Here is an 18,098-nt window from a genome sequence, read left to right as displayed (position 1 = left end):
GGCTTGCTCGCGAAGCAGGCACCTCGGTCTCAGCGCTCAGGCGCGATCAGCTGGCACAACTTGGCTGTCGCCTCGACCATCTGCCCGCTCGGCCGCTCCAACCCTTTATCCGTCACCAACAACAAACGCCTCTGCGCCACCGCTGCCACCTGCGGCCAGGTTTTCCAGGCATCGAGCTGCGCCTGATCACTGGCCAGAATCACCTCGGGATTACGCTGCAACACCGCTTCGACACTGACCTGCGGCGCTGGCAGCGTCAGGTCGGCAAACACATTGCGCGCTCCGCACACCTCAAGCGCATCGCTGATGATCTGCCCGCCGCCGACGGTGTACAGCGGTCGATCCCAGATCTGATAAAACACCTGCAATGGCTTGTCCCGTCGATAGCGCTGGCGCAGGTTATCCAGTTTCTGGCGTAAATCAGCCGCCAACGTTACGCCCCGCTCTGGCCGTCCAAGCTGGATGGCGATCGCTTCAATCTGCGCAGTGAGTTGTTCGAGGCTGTGAGGTTCGACCACGTAGGTGGGCATATTCAACCGTTTAAGCTGCTCACGCTGGGCCGGGCCGACGCTGCCGGGCCAGAGCAGCAACAGATCGGGCTTGAGGCTCAGCAAACGTTCCATATCCAACTGACCGTAGCGGCCAACGGAAGGAAGATCCTTTAGCGCGGCAGGACGCTCGCCCGCATCCAGCACACCGACCAACAAGTCGGCTGAACCCAGCTCTACAACGATTTCAGAAAGGGACGGCGCCAGGCTGACAACGCGTTCGACCGCAGCCGCCGGGACACTGATGGCCAGCAGCAAAACCGCCAGCCAGACGGGTCGCATCAGCCGAGTTGACGCGGAATACGATAGAGGTAGAAAAGCACCAGGGTCGACAACGCCAGCAGCATCAACGGTACGGCTTCGAGGCCGACGAATACCGCCAGCGCACCGATCCAGGCCGGCAAGCCGGCAGCCAGGAACGCCGTGCGGCGCTTGGCAGCCAGGGCGATCCAGGCGGCAGGCTCTTCAGGGGTGTCGAGGGCTTTTTGAGTGGCGATCAGTGCGTGTTTGTAGCCGCCAAAGAATTTCAGGCTGACAAACATCGACGCCACACCCGCAATGAACAACGGCATCGCCAGCACCGGCAGGATCGCCTCGCTCTGGCCAAATACGCCGTTGATCACAAACAGCGGCACCAAGGCCAGCGCCAGGTATTGCCACCAGTTGACGGACAGTCGCCGCCGCACCTGACCGCGAGTCACGCCCGGTCTGCCTCACCCTGATGCTCATTGCCCATCATGTGGTCGAGCTTGCTGGCCTTGGTAGCCAGGTAGAGTTTGTTGTGCGGATTATGGCCGGTGTGCAGCGGCACGCGCTCGGCGACCACGATGCCCATGTCGGTCAAGGCTTTGACCTTGCGTGGGTTGTTGGTCATCAATCGCAGGGATTTCACGCCCAGGTGCTCCAGCATCGGCAGGCACATGGCGTAGTCGCGTTGATCGGCGGCAAAACCCAACTGTTCGTTGGCTTCAACGGTATCGGCGCCGCCATCCTGCAATTCATAGGCGCGAATCTTGTTCAGCAGGCCAATGCCGCGACCTTCCTGACGCAAGTACAGCAACACACCACGACCTTCACGGGCGATAGCCTGCAAGGCAGCCTCGAGTTGCGAGCCGCAGTCGCAACGCTGGCTGAACAAGGCATCGCCGGTCAGGCATTCGGAATGCAACCGGCCGAGTACCGGGGCACCGTCGACGAACTCACCCAGGCTCAGCACAACGTGCTCGCGCCCGTTTTCTTCATCGAGAAAGCCGTGCATGGTGAATTGCGCAAAAGGCGTTGGCAGCTTGGAAGCGGCGACAAAAACGACAGGCACCGGTGTGCTCCTGATCAATAAGTACTGGAGATTCGCAGACGCGGCATTGTAACAGCACGTTCCGACAGACGCTTAGGCTGAATTATGGGGCATAACAATCAAAAAGTTAGATCTCAAGCCACCACAGCCCCCTGTGGGAGTGAGCCTGCTCGCGATAGCGGTCTGTCTTGAACCATTGATGTCGACTGATACACCGTCATCGCGAGCAGGCTCGCTCCCACAAGGTTAATCAAGCGCTACAGGGTTCGCGCTTAGTTCGGGTCAAACGGATAGGGTTGTTTCCAGCGCTCGAAGATCGGTTTCAGCTGGCCGTTTTTCACCAGTTGCTCCATGCGTTGGTCGAAAAGCACCATCAGTGTCCGGGCCTTGGCGGTCTTGGCAAAGCACAGATACAGCGGCAATTCCGCGATGTGAGTGCGACGGAACTGCGACGGATCCTTGGCCCATTTGAGGACATAGTCGACCTCGGTCAGTGCGTCGATGTAAAAGTCGGCGCGGTTGCGGGTCAACATCGACAAAATCCCGGTACGCCGCAGTACTTCGTTATAGCGGCGCACGTTGGGCAGGTAATCCTGGTAGTCGTAGCCGCGAACCCAGGCCAGTCGATAGTTGCCCAGGGTTTCCGGGGTCGGTGCGGGGTTGCTGGCCAGCCCTAGGGCATAGATGTGATCGGTATCGAAGTTCCAGCGCGGATAGAGCAGATCGCTGGACTCATCAAGATAGGAGCCGACACAGGCATCCACTTCGCCGCGCTGGGCCAGGCCCATGGAGCGCACGTACGGTTCGCTGCGGATGTCCAGTTTGACCCCCGCTGGCTCGAAGACTTCCCGCAACACGTCCCAGCCCAGACCGTGACCATCGGCGGCGGTGTAGTCTTCCCAGTCTTCGCTGGCCAGATGAATCACCGACGGCGTTGTACCCTCGTCACTCGCCTGGGCGAGCGAGCAAAATATCGCGAAAACCATCACAGCCAACCAGCGTCGAGCCATCCCTAGTCCCCTGTTTTGCCCGTCAGGCAAAAATCCATACCAGCCCCTGCATCGCCAACCACGCAAACACCCCGGCCAACACGTCATCGAGCATGATCCCGACGCCGCCATGCACATGCCGGTCGATCCAGCGAATCGGCCACGGCTTGAGGATGTCGAAGAAGCGGAACATCAAAAATCCCGCCAGCAACCAGTACCAACCTTCTGGCACCAGCCACAAGGTGATCCACATCCCGACCATTTCATCCCAGACGATGCCTTCGTGGTCGTGCACCCGCAAATCGTCGGCGACCTTGCCGCACAGCCAGAAGCCAAACAGCATGGTGATGCCGAGCATCAGCCAGTAACCCCAATCGGGCAGCATCTGCCACAACGGGATAAAGGGTAGCGCAACTAACGAACCCCAGGTGCCCGGTGCTTTTGGCAAAGTGCCCGAGCCGAAGCCGAACGCCAGGAAGTGCCACGGATTGCGCCAGACCGACGGCGGTACGAATTCCGCCGGAACCTGTTTGGGATGATCTGTCACGGTGTCTCCCGAAAATGTTGATAGCCCCGGGTTTGCGGGGTGATGTCTTGTCCATCGGCGTCCAGCAGCACCACGCCCTGCCCCGTCACTACACGCCCAACCACATGGATCGGCCAGCCGTCGCTCAACAATTGCGGCAACTCGACGGACGGCAAGGTAAAGGCCAGCACGTAATCATCACCGCCGCTCAGGGCCGCGATTTCTGCACCCGATTGACCGAGGAAGGCGACCAAAGCGTTCGACAATGGCAGCGTGTCCCGTTCAACCTGAATGCCGACCTGTGACGCAAGGGCAATATGCCCGCAGTCCGCGAGCAGGCCGTCGGAGATGTCCAGCGCCGAGGTGGCTTTACCGCGCAGCGCCATTCCCAGCCCAAGCTGCGGCTGCGGCGACCAGTAATGCGCCAGCAGCGGATCGGCGATGGCGGCTTCAGCCGTCCGCTGACCGAGCACCAGCGGCAATGCCCCCGCCGCGTTGCCAAGCTCACCGCCAACGCACAGCAAGTCGCCAGGCTGCGCACCGCTGCGGGTCAACGCCAAACCTGTCGGCACACGACCGAACACGGTCATCGTCAGGCTCAATGGCCCACGGGTGGTATCACCGCCCACCAGCGCCACACCGCAGCGCTGCGCCATGAGGTTCAAACCACGGGCGTAGGCGTCCAGCCAATCGGCGGTCACCGTCGGCAAGGTCAGGGCAAGGGTAAAGGCAATGGGGGTGGCGCCCATGGCAGCCAGATCGCTGACAGCCACGGCCAGCGAGCGCTGACCGAGCAGAAACGGGTCGCAAGGATCTGCGAAATGCACACCGGCAACCAGTGTGTCGGTGGAAATGGCCAACTGCTCCCCGGGGGGAACAGCCAGCAAGGCGCAATCATCGCCAATCCCAAGGGCAACGCCCTCGCCGCCTTGCGCACAGGGCGCGGCGGCGAAGAAATTGCGGATCAGCTCAAACTCGCCCATTGGGTGTCCTGTCTCACCAATACTGTTCATTTTTTAGCGGCGGCTGGTGTCGCCATACTGCGTTGCCGCTCCTCGCCATAGCCAGCTATGACTCGTCGCGGCGCCTTGTCTGGCAACACCAGCCACTCGCTAAAAAACGAACGTATCGGCGAGACAGGACACTGCAAACGCCGATCAGCGCTTGAACGCCTTCACTTCAGCTTCACGCAGACGCGGGGCCAGCTTGTCGAGTACACCGTTGACGAACTTGTGGCCGTCGGTGGAACCGAAGACTTTCGCCAGCTCGATACCTTCGTTGATCACAACGCGGTACGGCACGTCGACGCGCTTGAGCAGTTCCCAGGTCGACAGGCGCAGAACGGCCAGTTCAACCGGGTCCAGCTCTTCGATGGTGATGTCCAGGCACGGCGTCAGTGCAGCGTCGATTTCCGGCTTGTGAGCCGGAACGCCGTGCAGGATATCGTGAAAGTAAGCGGCATCGACATCGCTGAAATCGTTATCGACCCGAAACTGCGCTTCGATCTCGTTCAAAGATTGCTTGGCCATGTGCCATTGGTACAACGCCTGAGTCGCGAGCTGACGGGCTTCGCGACGCTTGACGCTTTTCGATGGCTTGCCGGCATCCGCAGGCTTTGGATCGCGCGGGTTGAAACGATCGCTTTCGTCGCTAATCACTTGGCCTCCAACTGCGCCAGCAGGCTGACCATTTCCAGAGCGGACAGGGCAGCTTCAGCACCTTTGTTACCGGCCTTGGTGCCGGAACGTTCGATGGCTTGCTCGATGGAATCAACGGTCAGCACGCCAAATGCGACTGGAACGCCGAACTCCATGGACACCTGGGACAGGCCTTTGGTGCATTCGCCAGCCACGTATTCGAAGTGCGGAGTACCGCCACGAATGACCGCGCCCAAGGCGATGATTGCCGCGTACTCGCCCTTCTGAGCGACTTTCTGCGCAACCAGCGGGATTTCGAAGGCGCCAGGTGCGCGGATGATGGTGATGTCGCTTTCGCTCACGCCGTGGCGAACCAGGGCATCAACTGCACCGCTGACCAGACTTTCAACGACGAAGCTGTTGAAACGGCCTACTACCAAAGCGTAGCGGCCTTTAGGGGCGATGAAGGTACCTTCGATGGTCTTCAGGGTCATTCGTTAGATCTCTTAAAGAGCCGGGACGCGCTTTCTACGCGTCCCTCAGTGATGTGTTAACCGCGAATCAAGGACTGGAAACAACCGGTCATTATTCGGAGGGCACGTATTCTACAACTTCCAGATCGAAACCGGATATCGCATTAAATTTCATTGGCGCACTCATCAGGCGCATTTTGCGCACGCCCAGGTCCCGAAGGATCTGCGAACCGGCACCGACGATGCTGTAAGTGGTCGGTTTTTTCGCCGGTACGTGCTCCGCGGTTTCGCGGATATGCGCCAGCAACACGTCGCCATCGAGCGGGTGGCCGAGCAACAGCACCACGCCGCTGCCAGCCTCGGCAACCGCGGCCATCGCGGCGCGCAGACTCCAGCGACCAGGCTGCTTGACCATCAACAGGTCGCGCAGCGGGTCCATGTTGTGCACGCGAACCAGGGTCGGCTCTTCGGCGCACACGGTGCCCAGGGTCAGGGCCATGTGCACGTCGCCTTCCACGGAATCACGATAGGTCACCAGGTTGAATTGGCCCAGTTCGCTGTCCAGTGGCTGCTCGGCAATCCGCTGAACGGTACGTTCGTGGATCATCCGGTAGTGAATCAGGTCGGCGATGGTGCCGATCTTGATGTTGTGTTCGGCAGCAAACGCTTCCAGTTCCGCGCGGCGGGACATGGTGCCGTCGTCGTTCATCACTTCGCAGATCACGCCGCTCGGTTCGAAACCGGCCATGCGCGCCAGGTCGCAGGCGGCTTCAGTGTGACCGGCGCGAGCGAGGGTGCCACCGGCCTGGGCCATCAGCGGGAAGATGTGGCCGGGGCTGACGATGTCTTCAGCCTTGGCGTCTTTTGCGGCAGCGGCCTGCACGGTGCGCGCACGGTCGGCAGCGGAAATGCCGGTGGTCACGCCGGTGGCTGCTTCGATGGACACGGTGAACTTGGTGCCGAAACCGGAACCGTTGCGCGGCGCCATCAAGGGCAGCTTCAGCAGTTCGCAGCGCTCGCGGCTCATCGGCATGCAGATCAGGCCACGGGCGTGCTTGGCCATGAAGTTGATGTGTTCAGGCTGGCAGCACTCGGCGGCCATGATCAGGTCACCTTCGTTCTCGCGGTCTTCGTCATCCATGAGGATGACCATCTTGCCTTGGCGGATGTCTTCAACCAGTTCTTCGATGCTATTGAGCGCCACAAGGCACCCCCTTGGGTCAGGATTTGAGGTAGCCGTTGGCGGCCAGAAAGCTTTCGGTGATGTTACTGGACGTAGGCTCTGCAGCCTTATCGCCCAACAACAGGCGTTCCAGATAACGTGCCAGCAAGTCAACTTCAAGATTCACCCGGCGACCTGGCTGGTAAGACGCCATGATGGTTTCGCTCAGGGTGTGCGGAATGATCGTCAGCAAGAACTCGGCGCCATCGACCGCGTTCACGGTCAGGCTGGTGCCGTCGACGGTGATCGAGCCTTTATGGGCGATGTACTTGGCCAGCTCTTTGGGGGCGCGGATGCGGAACTCCACCGCGCGAGCATTCTCGGTGCGGGCGACCACTTCGCCCACGCCATCGACGTGACCACTGACCAGATGCCCGCCGAGGCGAGTGGTCGGAGTCAGGGCTTTTTCCAGGTTGACCGGACTGCCGCTTTTCAGATCATTCATCGCGGTGCAGTCGAGGGTTTCGCGACTGACGTCCGCCGCAAAGCCGTTGCCTGGCAACTCAACTGCGGTCAGGCACACGCCGTTGACCGCGATGCTGTCGCCCAGTTTGACGTCGCTCAGGTCGAGCTTGCCGGTTTCTACGTGTACCCGCACATCTCCGCCTTTTGGGGTCAATGCACGAATACTGCCGATGGATTCGATGATGCCGGTAAACATGGAGTCCTCCTCGAGAACAGGGCCGTCGCGTGGCGCAGGCCCGGAATTATACGCTCGCCGCTGGCGAAGGAATGGCGATGACTCGCCAGTCATCGCCAACAGCGCGAATTTCGGTGATTTTGAGTTCAGGCGCATCCTTCATTTGCGCGAGCGGCCAATCCAGCAACGGACGCGCAGACGAACCTAAAAACTTGCCAGCGATGAAAATCTGGAACTCGTCCACCAGCCCTTGCTGAGCGAAAGCCCCGGCCAGACGCGGTCCCGCTTCAACCAGCACCTCGTTGACCCCACGGGTGGCGAGTTCGACCAGCAGTTTGCGCAGGTCGACCAAGCCGTCCTCGCCCGCGACAATCAAGCATTCCGGACCGTTGGCGTATTGCTCCTCGATCGCCATGCACGTGGCGACCAATGCAGGCCCGGCCTTGAAGAACGGCGCGTCCAGCGGCACGCGCAGACGACCGTCGATCAACACACGCAGCGGCGGACGGCTCATGGCCAAGGCAGTTTGCTCAGGATCCAGGCCCAACTCATCGGCACGCACGGTGAGACGGGCGTTGTCTGCCAGCACCGTGTCGGCGCCGGTCAACACTACGCTGGCCTGAGCGCGCAGGCGTTGCACCGCCGAACGCGCCGCGGGACCGGTGATCCATTGGCTTTCGCCGCTTTCCATCGCCGTACGACCGTCGAGGCTCATGGCCAACTTGACCCGCACGAACGGCAAGCCGTGCTCCATGCGCTTGAGGAAACCTTCATTGAGCTTGCGCGCTTCGCCTTCCAGCACGCCGCTTTCGGTAGCGATACCGGCCTGGGTCAGGCGCTGCATGCCACGACCGGCAACCGACGGGTTCGGGTCTTGCATCGCCGCCACTACCCGAGCCACACCCGCATGTACCAGCGCATCCGCACAAGGCGGCGTACGTCCGTGGTGGCTGCAAGGTTCGAGGGTCACGTAAGCGGTGGCGCCTCGAGCCTTATCGCCGGCAGCGCGCAGGGCGTGGACTTCGGCATGGGGTTCGCCGGTGCGCACGTGCCAGCCTTCGCCGACAATTTGCCCGTCACGCACGATCACGCAGCCCACCCGAGGGTTGGGGTGTGTCGTGTAATGACCTTTGCGCGCCAGTTCCAGGGCACGGGCCATGTAATGGGCGTCGAGGATGGCAAGTTCTACAGAGGTGGTCATTCTTTCACCGGCTCTCTGGCCAGGCGATCGATCTCTTCGCGGAACTCGTTGAGGTCCTGGAAGCGCCGATACACGGAGGCGAAACGAATGTAGGCGACTTCGTCGAGCTTTTGCAGCTCGGCCATCACCAGTTCACCGACGACGAGGGATTTAACCTCTCGCTCACCGGTGGCGCGCAGTTTGTGTTTGATGTGCACCAGCGACGATTCCAGGCGCTCGACACTCACCGGGCGCTTCTCCAGCGCACGCTGCATGCCGGCGCGGAGTTTTTCTTCGTCGAACGGCTGGCGGCTGCCGTCGGTTTTGATCAGGCGCGGCAACACCAGTTCGGCCGTCTCGAACGTCGTGAAACGCTCGCCGCAGGCCAGGCATTCGCGCCGGCGGCGCACCTGTTCGCCCTCGGCGACCAGACGCGAGTCGATGACCTTGGTGTCGTTGGCACCGCAGAAGGGACAGTGCATGGTGGCAGGCAACAAAAAAAGGGAGGGCCATGGTAGCGCATCCCCGTGGCAAGACAAGCCATAGGGTTTGCGGTATACAGACGGGCTATAGAGCTAGATCCATGGATTTCACCTTGCTGGAGCCGAAAATGTCCCTAAGACCGCTCGTTTTGCTCAGTCTTTTCAGCCTGCTGGTGGCCTGTAGCAGCGATGCGCCCAAGCCCCAGCCACCGACGCCAGGGCCTGCCCCGCAGGCGGCACAGAAGAAAGCCAAGGAGTCGGCCAACCTCGGCCCGCTGCCCGCCTATCAGCGTGAGTTGAGTGGCACCCTGCAAGGCGTGCCGACCGGCGCCGAAGTCGAACTGGCGCTGCTGGTGATCGATGACAAGGGCCGCCCGCAACAATTGTTGGCCAGCTCCAGCCTGATCGGTACCAATCAGGTTCTGCCGTTTCACCTGCGATTCAACCCGGAATCCTTTCCGGTCGGTGCCCGCGTTGAACTGCGTGGCCGCGCCAGCCAGTCCGGCCAGCTGATTTTGCATCTGCCGTCGCAGGTCGTCACGCAGCCAACGACGCAGGTGCTGGGTCAACTGCAATTCGTCAAAGCGCCATGATTGCACCGCTCGACCTGCAACAGGCGTTAGGCGAACTGCTTGGTGACGCACAGCTGGTTGCCTGCGAATTGCCGGACACCGATCTGAGTCTGTGGCTGATCGACGGCGACAACATGGACCGCGCGTTCAGCCCGGAAGAAACCCGGCGGATTCTCCATGAGCCGCCCTATTGGAGTTTCTGCTGGGCCAGCGGCCTGGCGGTCGCCCGTTATCTCGCCGAATTCCCTGAGTGGGTCAAAGGCAAACGGGTACTGGATTTCGGCGCCGGTTCCGGGGTGGCTGGGATCGCAGCCGTCAAGGCCGGAGCGCTGGAAGTGGTGGCTTGTGACCTGGACCCGCTGGCGATTGCCGCGTGTCGGGCGAATGCCGAACTCAATGACGTACACCTCAACTACTCGACGGATTTTTTCGCCGAGGCGGATCGGTTTGATCTGATTCTGGTGGCCGACGTGCTGTACGACCGGGCGAATCTGCCGTTGCTCGATGAATTCCTGAGTCGCGGCCAGGAAGCGTTGGTGGCGGATTCCCGAGTGAGGGATTTCAGGCACCCGCTTTATCAACGCATCGAGATGCTGGAAGCAATGACCTTGCCCGATCTGGCCGAGCCCGAAGAGTTTCGGCATGTGAGCCTGTACCACGCGCGGCGCGCTTAAAAGCTTCGCGAGCAGGCTCGCTCCCACAGGGGATTTGTGACCGCCACGGATCAATGTGGGAGCGAGCCTGCTCGCGAAGACGGACTGCGAGGCGAAACACCTCTCAACCGCCACCCCGCTTCCGGCCACACCCCGCCAAGTCGTATAGTTGCCCCATTAACGCTTTTACGAGATCCCCCATGAGTCAGGAAACGCCGTACATCTTCGACGCCACGACTGCCGATTTCGAGCAGTCGGTGATCGAGAACTCTTTCCACAAACCGGTGCTGGTGGATTTCTGGGCCGAATGGTGTGCGCCGTGCAAGGCCTTGATGCCGATGCTGCAAACCATCGCCGAGAGCTATCAGGGCGAGTTGCTGCTGGCCAAGGTCAACTGCGACGTCGAGCCGGACATCGTTTCGCGCTTCGGCATTCGCAGCCTGCCGACGGTGGTGCTGTTCAAGGACGGTCAGCCGGTGGATGGTTTCGCCGGTGCACAGCCTGAATCTGCGGTACGCGCAATGCTCGAACCTCACGTGCAAATGCCGCCGCCCGCTGCTTCCGACCCGTTCGAACAGGCTCAGGCGTTGTTCGATGACAACCGCTTTGCCGACGCAGAAGCCACACTGAAAGTGCTGCTGGGCGAAGACAACACCAATGCCAAGGCGCTGATTCTCTACGCCCGCTGCCTCACCGAACGTGGCGAGCTGGGTGAAGCGCAAACCGTCCTCGACGCGGTCAAGAGCGACGAGCACAAGGCCGCCCTCGCCGGCGCCAAGGCGCAGATCCAGTTCCTCGGTCAGGCCAAGGACCTGCCGGATGCGGCAGACCTGAAAGCGCGTCTGGCAAAAAATCCGCAGGACGATGAAGCGGTTTATCAGCTGGCGATCCAGCAACTGGCCCGTCAGCAGTACGATGCGGCGCTGGATGCATTGCTCAAGCTGTTCGTGCGCAATCGCAGCTACAGCGAAGGCCTGCCGCACAAGACCTTGCTGCAGGTGTTCGAACTGCTGGGCAACGATCACCCACTGGTGACCACGTACCGCCGCAAGTTGTTTGCCGCGCTGTACTGATCGGATCGGGCCGTGTGAACCCAATCCGTAGGAGCTGCGGCACGCTGCGATCTTTTGATCTTGTTTCTGCGACGCTGAAACGGCCTGAAGAACAAAAGATCGCAGCCTTCGGCAGCTCCTACGCTGGCTCGACCCAGCTGTAGAGCGGCGTATCCCCGCCGCTCGTCACCTTCACATCAGTGCAATGACGCAGGCGCACCAACAGGCGTTTTCCCGACGCCGCGCTGCCGGTCAAACCTTCCAACTGATCGAGCAAGTCCGGCCCGCTCAATTGCCCGGCCTTGCGCAGCAAATCCTTGGCGATCTGCCACAGCGCATCATCCTGATTGATCGGTTTTGCCGGCGTGGCACTGGCCTCGGGGTTCACCACCTGCAACTGCGCACCGAGCCGTGCCCAGTCGCTGTCATCCATCTCCAGCGTCAAATCCACCGGCCAGTCGCCGATGCTTCCGCGTATACGCAACATAAGTCTGCTCCTGCACATTTCTGATTCGCATGCTCCCATGGGACTTGTGCAACGCCAAGCAGGCGGTCAAACTCTCGGCACTTACGTTATAAGATCACATAACAAATTCTTCATTTTACTTTCCGGAGATCCGCCATGCGCCGTCTGCTTCTCGCTCTGCCGTTTGCCCTGTTGCCGCTGGCCGTCGCCCACGCGGCCGATGAACACGACCATGAGCACGGCAGCCTCGGCGCCCACGAACATGGTGTCGGTCGCCTGAACGCAGCGCTGGACGGTCAGACCCTGGAGCTGGAACTGGAAAGCCCGGCGATGAACCTGGTGGGTTTCGAACACGCCGCCACCACCGACGCCGACAAAGCCAAAGTCGCCGCCGTTCGTGCGCAGCTTGAGAAACCGCTGGTGTTGTTCAACCTGCCCAAAGCCGCCGGCTGCGTGGTCGCGACTCAGGAACTGGAAAGTCCGCTGTTCGGCGACAAGCCCGGTGCCGATGATGATCACGATGAGGAAGGCAAGGACGAGCATCACCACGACCACAGCGAAATCCACGCCCATTATCAATTCAGCTGCTCGGCACCTGGCGCGCTGAAAACCCTGGACCTGGCTAACATCTTCAACACGTTCCCGGCGACCCAGAAGATTCAGGTACAACTGATCAGCCCGAGCGGGCAGCAAGGGGTTGAAGTGACGGCCAAGGCGGCAGCCCTGAAATTCTAATCCCCCCGATCCCTGTCGGACTGTAGGAGCTGTCGAGTGCAACGAGGCTGCGATCTTTTGATTTTAAAGATCCAGATCAAAAGATCGCAGCCTCGTTGCACTCGACAGCTCCTACAGGGTCCTCAACATTCATGAAATCGGCGCTATGACCCAAGCACTCATCGAACTGTCCGACCTGGGCTTCAGTTGGCCCGGTCATCCGCCGCTGCTGGATATCCCGGCGTTTCGCCTGGAGCCCGGCGAAACCCTGTTCCTCAAAGGCCCCAGCGGCAGCGGCAAGACCACCCTGCTCGGCCTGCTCGGCGGTGTGCAGAAGCCCAATCGCGGCAGCATCCGATTGCTGGGCCAGGAACTGACCGAACTCTCGGCCGGTGCTCGCGACCGCTTCCGGGTCGATCACACCGGCTACATCTTCCAGCAGTTCAACTTGCTGCCGTTTCTCTCGGTGCGCGAGAACGTTGAGTTGCCTTGCCACTTTTCCAAACTGCGCGCTGAACGGGCGATCCAGCGTCACGGCAGCGTCGATCAGGCGGCGGCCACCCTCCTCGCCCACTTGGGTTTGAAAGACCAAAACCTGCTCGGCCGCCGCGCCGATTCGTTGTCCATCGGCCAACAGCAACGGGTGGCCGCTGCGCGCGCGTTGATCGGTCAGCCTGAATTGGTGATTGCCGACGAACCGACCTCGGCCCTGGATTACGACGCCCGCGAGAATTTCATTCGCTTGCTGTTCGCTGAATGCCGCGAAGCCGGGTCGAGCCTGCTGTTCGTCAGCCATGACCAGAGCCTGGCACCGCTTTTCGATCGCCACCTGTCGCTGGCCGATCTCAATCGCGCCGCCACCCCGTCCGAGGTCTGAGATGTATTTGTTTCGTCTAGCCATGGCCAGCCTGGCTAACCGCCGCTTCACCGCGATCCTCACCGCGTTCGCCATTGCCCTGTCGGTCTGCCTTCTACTGGCCGTGGAACGGGTGCGCACCGAAGCCAAGGCCAGTTTCGCCAGCACCATCAGCGGCACCGACCTGATCGTCGGCGCACGTTCCGGCTCAGTGAACCTGTTGCTGTACTCGGTGTTCCGCATCGGCAATGCCACCAACAACATTCGTTGGGACAGCTTCGAACACTTCGCCAACAACCCGAAAGTGAAGTGGGCAATCCCGATGTCCCTCGGCGACTCTCATCGCGGTTACCGCGTGATGGGCACCACCGAGGCGTACTTCGAGCATTACCAATACGGTCATCAGCAACACCTGGAACTGGCCGACGGCCGCGCCTTCGCCACCGATCCGTTTGAAGTGGTACTCGGTGCCGAAGTGGCCGATGCGCTGCACTACAAACTCGGCGACAAACTGGTGCTGGCCCACGGCGTGGCGGTGATCAGCCTGGTCAAGCACGACGACAAGCCCTTCACCGTGGTCGGCATTCTCAAACGCACCGGCACCCCGGTGGACCGCACGTTGCACATCAGCCTCGGCGGTATGGAAGCGATTCACATCGACTGGCACAACGGCGTGCCGGCGCGGGGTAACGGTCGGATCAGTGCCGATCAGGCACGCAACATGGACCTGACGCCGCAAGCGATCACCGCGTTCATGCTCGGCCTCAACAGCAAGATTTCGACCTTCGCGCTGCAGCGTGAGATCAACGAATTTCGGGGTGAACCGATGCTGGCGATCCTGCCGGGCGTGGCGCTGCAAGAGCTGTGGAGTTTGATGAGCACGGCAGAAAAGGCCTTGTTCGTGGTCTCGCTGTTCGTGGTGCTGACCGGGTTGATCGGCATGCTCACGGCGATCCTCACCAGCCTCAACGAACGACGTCGGGAGATGGCGATTCTGCGTTCGGTGGGTGCCCGGCCGTGGCACATCGCGACGTTGCTGGTGCTGGAGGCGTTTGCCTTGGCGCTGTCGGGCGTGATTGCCGGGGTGGGTCTTTTGTATGTGGGCATCGCCCTGGCCCAAGGTTATGTGCAAGCCAATTACGGCTTGTACCTGCCGCTGGCCTGGCCGAGCGAATATGAATGGACGCTGCTCGGTGGCATCCTGATCGCCGCGTTGCTGATGGGCAGCGTGCCGGCCTGGCGTGCGTATCGCCAATCCCTGGCCGATGGCCTGTCGATCCGTTTATGAGGACGTTGAACATGCCCCGCGCTGTACTTGCGCTGTTGATGCTGGTCGCCTTGCCCCTGTGGGCGGCTGAGCCGAAAGACCTGACGTGGTCGGAAATGATCCCGCCGGACGCCGCACCGGAAGTGCCGAACATGACGCCGCTGCACGACCTGTCGCAGATGGGCAACGCGTTGGCCGCCGAGTCGGCGCCAGCGGCCAAGCAAGACATGCCCAATGCACCGGTGGTGAAAAGCCTCGACGGTCAGAACATTCGTTTACCGGGCTACATCGTGCCGCTGGAAGTGAGTGAAGAAGGTCGCACCACCGAGTTTCTGCTGGTGCCTTATTTCGGCGCCTGCATCCACGTGCCGCCACCGCCGTCGAACCAGATTGTGCACGTCAAAAGCGAGGTGGGTGTGAAGCTCGACGAGTTGTATCAGCCGTACTGGATCGAGGGTGCGTTGCAGGTCAAGGCCTCGACCAGCGAGTTGGCGGATGCCGGGTATCAGATGGAGGCGGACAAGATTTATGTGTATGAGCTGCCGGAGTGAAACCGGTAGTTATTCTTACCGTTGATATCGCCAAGATCGCGGCCTTCGGCAGCTCCTACCTTGACCGCGTGCAAACCCGATCCTGTAGGAGCTGCCGAAGGTTGCGATCTTTTGGGGCCATCACTGTTTCATTGAGCTGAGTCAAAAGACCGTATCAGACGCCTCCGTACCATTGGACATCGAACATTTTTAACGTCCTTTGGAGCCTCCATGCACAAGTCCTTGCTCAGCGCTTCGCTGTTTGCCGTCGCGCTCGCAGCCCCACTCGCTTACGCCCACGAAGCGGGTGACATCATCCTTCGCGCCGGTGCAATCACCGTCAACCCAGAAGCCGACAGTTCCAGCGTCAAGGTTGATCAAGGCCCGCTGGCCGGTACGGACCTGGGTGGCAAGGCCACCATGAGCAGCGACACGCAGCTAGGTCTGAACTTCGCTTACATGCTCGACAGCCACTGGGGGATTGAGCTGCTCGCGGCCACCCCGTTCGAGCATGACGTGAAGATCAAAGGCACCGCCCTGCCCGCGGCCAACGGCAAACTCGGTTCCCTGAAACACCTGCCGCCGACCTTGAGCGTTGTGTACTACCCATTGGACGCGAAGTCCGCATTCCAGCCGTATGTCGGCGCCGGTATCAACTACACCTGGATCTACGACGAGCACGTTGGCAGCGAAGCCAGCGCCAACGGCTTCAGCAATTTCAAGGCGGATAACTCCTGGGGCATGGCGTTCCAGGTCGGCGCCGACTACATGCTGACCGACAACATCCTGATCAACGCCCAGGTGCGTTACATCGACATCGACACCACCGCGACGGTGGACAATAACGCAGTGGCTCCGGGCACTCGCGCCAAGGTCGATGTGGACGTGGACCCGTTCATCTACATGGTTGGCCTGGGTTACAAGTTCTAAACCCCTTCGCGAGCAGGCTCGCTCCCACATTGGAATGCGTACTCCTGTGGGAGCGAGCCTGCTCGCGAAGACTTCAGCCCAGACAACAAAAAATCGGGAAACAAAAAAGGCGCCTCGACAGGCGCCTTTTTTATGATCAGCGCCCCAACAACCGCGCCAGGCCGACATGCATCGGTGTCTGCTCCGGGTAGGTAAAGCGCTCCAGCAAACGCTGATTGTTCGCTCGCGAGTGGCGGATGTCACCGGAGCGCGCCGGGCCATAGCTCACCGGCGGCAATTGACCGACCACCGCTTCAAGGGCTTCAAGCATTTGCTTGAGGGTCGTGGCCTGGTTCCAGCCGACGTTCACCGCGCCGACTTCGACCTGCGGTTTCTCGATGGCTTGCACCAGCAAGTCGACCAGGTCTTCGACGTAGACGAAATCGCGAGTCTGCTCACCGTCACCGAACACTGTGATCGGCAGGCCCTTCTGCGCACGCTCGCTGAAAATGCTGATCACCCCGGAGTACGGCGAGGACGGATCCTGGCGTGGGCCGAAGATGTTGAAGAAGCGGAACACCACCGGCTCCAGACCATGCTGGCGACGGTAAAAATCGAAGTAATGCTCGCTCGCCAATTTATCCGACGCGTAGGGCGTTAACGGTGCCTTGGGCGTGTCTTCATCGATCGACTCGCCTTCGCCATTGTTGCCGTAGACCGCTGCACTGGACGCATACAGCACACGTTTGACGCCGCCCTGGCGCATGGCTTCACAGACATTCAGCGAACCAATGAAATTGCTCTGGTGGGTCTTCACCGGATCATCCACCGACGCCTGCACCGACGCCACCGCGGCCAGGTGCGCCACAGCGCTGCAACCGACCATCGCCTGCGCGACCAGCGCGGCATCGGCGACATCACCCACGATCAGTTCGACGCCGGGATTGTCCAGCGGCAAATTGCTGCGCTTGCCGGTGGAGAGGTCATCGAGAATGCGCACCGAATGGCCCTTGGCGAGTAAGGCATCGGTGAGGTGCGAGCCGATGAAACCGGCGCCGCCGGTGATTAAAACAGGGCCGTCAGCCATGGCGATAAAACCTATCCAGTAAGCCCGGGAGTGCCGCGCGCCAGGCGCGGGGCTTGATCCCGAAAGTGTGCAGAATTTTCTTGCAGGCCAGCACCGCGTGTTGCGGCTCTTCGGCGGCGTCGGGCCGGGCGGCGTGAGCCTGGGCGGTCGGCGCTTCGATGGCCAGCGGGTGCAGCGCGCGTGCTTCGGTGAGGATCGCCTGCCCAAGTGCCAGCGGCGTGGTCGCCTCATGCCCGGCGTAATGGTAGGTGCCCCACAGCGGCGCCGAGCAATCGAGTTGCTTGAGGACCGAGATGATCACCCGGGCGGCGTCATCCACCGGCGTCGGATTGCCCCGACGGTCATCAGCCATCAGCAATTCTTCAGGCAGTTCGGCACGACCGAGGAAACGCCCGAGGGTGCCGTCGGGGCTGTCATCCAGCAGCCAGCCGAATCGCAGCAACACGTGTTGCGGGCAAGTGGCGCGGACGCTTTGTTCGATCCGCCACAAGGCCTGACCGCGCAGGCCCAAGGGCACCGGTTCGTCTTTTTCGCTGTAGGCTGTCGCCCGGGAGCCATCGAACACGCGATAGCTCGACGGTTGCAGCAGCACGATGTTGTGATGCTGGCACAGTTCGGCCAGACGCTCGATCGCCCGCTCCTGCCCGGCCAGACGTTGTTCGCTGACCGTCTCCGCCTGAAACCAGTCGAAGTAATAGGCGAGGTTGATCAACGCGTCTGGACGAGTGTCGTCGAGCAGTTGCGTCAGGCTCGCGGCATCCCAGCCGTCTTGCGGTGGGCGGGGGGCGAGGAAGCCGATGTCTTCCTCCGCACCGAGGCGAATCAGCGCCTGCCCAAGGGCATTTCCGCCGCCCAGTAACATAAGGCGCATTCGCATAGAGTCAGCAGGCCCAGTCTGATTGAAACAATGGCTTTATCGACACCGCTCGCGGGCGATGCCGTCGATAGTTGCCGGAATCGTTGCATTTTGCGGGTTTAGTGCGCAACCGTCATCCGTAAAG

At 61.1% G+C, this 18,098-nt stretch carries 23 protein-coding genes; 8 read left to right on the top strand and 15 right to left on the bottom strand.

Annotated elements, in window-relative coordinates; translation table 11 throughout:
• Positions 1-29 precede the first annotated feature (29 nt).
• The 12 genes from EAH74_RS21085 to nrdR all read right to left on the bottom strand — a co-directional run bounded on the left by EAH74_RS21085 (position 30) and on the right by nrdR (position 8,991).
• Positions 30-830 carry a cobalamin-binding protein gene (locus EAH74_RS21085; protein WP_140680835.1) on the bottom strand — a complete coding sequence of 267 codons (801 nt, stop codon included), beginning with the start codon at positions 828-830 and terminating at the stop codon, positions 30-32.
• A complete protein-coding gene (locus EAH74_RS21080) occupies positions 830-1,249 on the bottom strand; it encodes a hypothetical protein (RefSeq protein ID WP_033059418.1) in 420 nt (139 codons plus the stop codon). Before EAH74_RS21080 ends, EAH74_RS21085 begins: the two co-directional genes overlap by 1 nt.
• On the bottom strand, positions 1,246-1,863 hold the full coding sequence (ribA, locus tag EAH74_RS21075; RefSeq protein ID WP_123367655.1) for a GTP cyclohydrolase II: 618 nt from the start codon (positions 1,861-1,863) through the stop codon (positions 1,246-1,248). The genes EAH74_RS21080 and ribA overlap by 4 nt, the downstream gene beginning before the upstream one ends.
• A 251-nt stretch (positions 1,864-2,114) precedes the next feature.
• Complete coding sequence (locus EAH74_RS21070; RefSeq protein WP_140680833.1) at positions 2,115-2,852, bottom strand: substrate-binding periplasmic protein; 738 nt, start codon at positions 2,850-2,852, stop codon at positions 2,115-2,117.
• A 22-nt stretch (positions 2,853-2,874) separates the two neighbouring features.
• Positions 2,875-3,378 (bottom strand): phosphatidylglycerophosphatase A family protein, encoded by a 504-nt coding sequence (locus EAH74_RS21065; RefSeq protein ID WP_003228639.1) that lies wholly within the window; start codon positions 3,376-3,378, stop codon positions 2,875-2,877.
• Entirely contained in the window at positions 3,375-4,340 is a 966-nt protein-coding gene (gene thiL, locus EAH74_RS21060; RefSeq protein ID WP_140680831.1) for a thiamine-phosphate kinase, read from the bottom strand. Before thiL ends, EAH74_RS21065 begins: the two co-directional genes overlap by 4 nt.
• Before the next feature lie 174 nt (positions 4,341-4,514).
• Positions 4,515-5,015 (bottom strand): transcription antitermination factor NusB, encoded by a 501-nt coding sequence (gene nusB / locus EAH74_RS21055; RefSeq protein ID WP_008153530.1) that lies wholly within the window; start codon positions 5,013-5,015, stop codon positions 4,515-4,517.
• Positions 5,012-5,488 (bottom strand): 6,7-dimethyl-8-ribityllumazine synthase, encoded by a 477-nt coding sequence (ribH, locus tag EAH74_RS21050; RefSeq protein ID WP_074871273.1) that lies wholly within the window; start codon positions 5,486-5,488, stop codon positions 5,012-5,014. The genes nusB and ribH overlap by 4 nt, the downstream gene beginning before the upstream one ends.
• A 91-nt stretch (positions 5,489-5,579) precedes the next feature.
• Positions 5,580-6,671, bottom strand: a complete 1,092-nt coding sequence (gene ribBA / locus EAH74_RS21045; RefSeq protein WP_033059428.1) for a bifunctional 3,4-dihydroxy-2-butanone-4-phosphate synthase/GTP cyclohydrolase II — start codon at positions 6,669-6,671, stop codon at positions 5,580-5,582.
• 16 nt (positions 6,672-6,687) lie between these two features.
• The gene (locus EAH74_RS21040) at positions 6,688-7,350 is read right to left on the bottom strand and encodes a riboflavin synthase (protein ID WP_008033746.1); all 663 of its coding nucleotides are present in this window, start codon (positions 7,348-7,350) and stop codon (positions 6,688-6,690) included.
• A 46-nt stretch (positions 7,351-7,396) separates the two neighbouring features.
• A complete protein-coding gene (gene ribD / locus EAH74_RS21035) occupies positions 7,397-8,530 on the bottom strand; it encodes a bifunctional diaminohydroxyphosphoribosylaminopyrimidine deaminase/5-amino-6-(5-phosphoribosylamino)uracil reductase RibD (RefSeq protein ID WP_140680829.1) in 1,134 nt (377 codons plus the stop codon).
• Complete coding sequence (nrdR, locus tag EAH74_RS21030; protein ID WP_003228656.1) at positions 8,527-8,991, bottom strand: transcriptional regulator NrdR; 465 nt, start codon at positions 8,989-8,991, stop codon at positions 8,527-8,529. The genes ribD and nrdR overlap by 4 nt, the downstream gene beginning before the upstream one ends.
• A 128-nt stretch (positions 8,992-9,119) precedes the next feature.
• On the opposite strand from nrdR, the gene EAH74_RS21025 reads away from it, so the two are divergent.
• From EAH74_RS21025 to trxA, 3 genes are all read left to right on the top strand, one after another.
• Positions 9,120-9,584 (top strand): hypothetical protein, encoded by a 465-nt coding sequence (locus tag EAH74_RS21025; protein WP_140680827.1) that lies wholly within the window; start codon positions 9,120-9,122, stop codon positions 9,582-9,584.
• On the top strand, positions 9,581-10,237 hold the full coding sequence (locus EAH74_RS21020; RefSeq protein WP_140680825.1) for a class I SAM-dependent methyltransferase: 657 nt from the start codon (positions 9,581-9,583) through the stop codon (positions 10,235-10,237). Before EAH74_RS21025 ends, EAH74_RS21020 begins: the two co-directional genes overlap by 4 nt.
• 179 nt (positions 10,238-10,416) lie before the next feature.
• Positions 10,417-11,289: a thioredoxin gene (gene trxA, locus EAH74_RS21015; protein ID WP_140680823.1), complete on the top strand. Its 873-nt coding sequence runs from the start codon at positions 10,417-10,419 to the stop codon at positions 11,287-11,289.
• 118 nt (positions 11,290-11,407) lie between these two features.
• Here trxA and EAH74_RS21010 read toward each other — a convergent pair whose 3' ends face one another.
• A complete protein-coding gene (locus tag EAH74_RS21010) occupies positions 11,408-11,755 on the bottom strand; it encodes a hypothetical protein (protein ID WP_140680821.1) in 348 nt (115 codons plus the stop codon).
• Positions 11,756-11,890: 135 nt separating this feature from the next.
• On the opposite strand from EAH74_RS21010, the gene EAH74_RS21005 reads away from it, so the two are divergent.
• The 5 genes from EAH74_RS21005 to EAH74_RS20985 all read left to right on the top strand — a co-directional run bounded on the left by EAH74_RS21005 (position 11,891) and on the right by EAH74_RS20985 (position 16,031).
• The gene (locus EAH74_RS21005; RefSeq protein ID WP_140680819.1) at positions 11,891-12,469 is read left to right on the top strand and encodes a DUF2796 domain-containing protein; all 579 of its coding nucleotides are present in this window, start codon (positions 11,891-11,893) and stop codon (positions 12,467-12,469) included.
• A 145-nt stretch (positions 12,470-12,614) separates the two neighbouring features.
• Complete coding sequence (locus EAH74_RS21000) at positions 12,615-13,325, top strand: ABC transporter ATP-binding protein (RefSeq protein WP_140680817.1); 711 nt, start codon at positions 12,615-12,617, stop codon at positions 13,323-13,325.
• A gap of 1 nt (position 13,326) precedes the next feature.
• Positions 13,327-14,592 carry an ABC transporter permease gene (locus EAH74_RS20995; protein ID WP_140680815.1) on the top strand — a complete coding sequence of 422 codons (1,266 nt, stop codon included), beginning with the start codon at positions 13,327-13,329 and terminating at the stop codon, positions 14,590-14,592.
• A gap of 11 nt (positions 14,593-14,603) precedes the next feature.
• Entirely contained in the window at positions 14,604-15,122 is a 519-nt protein-coding gene (locus EAH74_RS20990; protein WP_140680813.1) for a DUF3299 domain-containing protein, read from the top strand.
• 210 nt (positions 15,123-15,332) lie between these two features.
• On the top strand, positions 15,333-16,031 hold the full coding sequence (locus EAH74_RS20985) for an OmpW/AlkL family protein (RefSeq protein ID WP_140680811.1): 699 nt from the start codon (positions 15,333-15,335) through the stop codon (positions 16,029-16,031).
• A 136-nt stretch (positions 16,032-16,167) separates the two neighbouring features.
• Here the strand turns inward: EAH74_RS20985 and EAH74_RS20980 are convergent, their stop codons facing one another.
• On the bottom strand, positions 16,168-17,097 hold the full coding sequence (locus EAH74_RS20980; protein WP_140680809.1) for an NAD-dependent epimerase/dehydratase family protein: 930 nt from the start codon (positions 17,095-17,097) through the stop codon (positions 16,168-16,170).
• Positions 17,090-17,974, bottom strand: coding sequence for a sugar nucleotide-binding protein (locus EAH74_RS20975; RefSeq protein ID WP_046047341.1), 885 nt, complete (start codon positions 17,972-17,974; stop codon positions 17,090-17,092). Before EAH74_RS20975 ends, EAH74_RS20980 begins: the two co-directional genes overlap by 8 nt.
• Positions 17,975-18,098 lie beyond the last annotated feature (124 nt).

The organism is Pseudomonas mandelii, assembly GCF_006438925.1.
In the GTDB taxonomy this organism is placed as follows: Bacteria; Pseudomonadota; Gammaproteobacteria; order Pseudomonadales; family Pseudomonadaceae; genus Aquipseudomonas; species Aquipseudomonas mandelii_C.
This window is presented reverse-complemented; position numbering and strand designations above follow the sequence as displayed.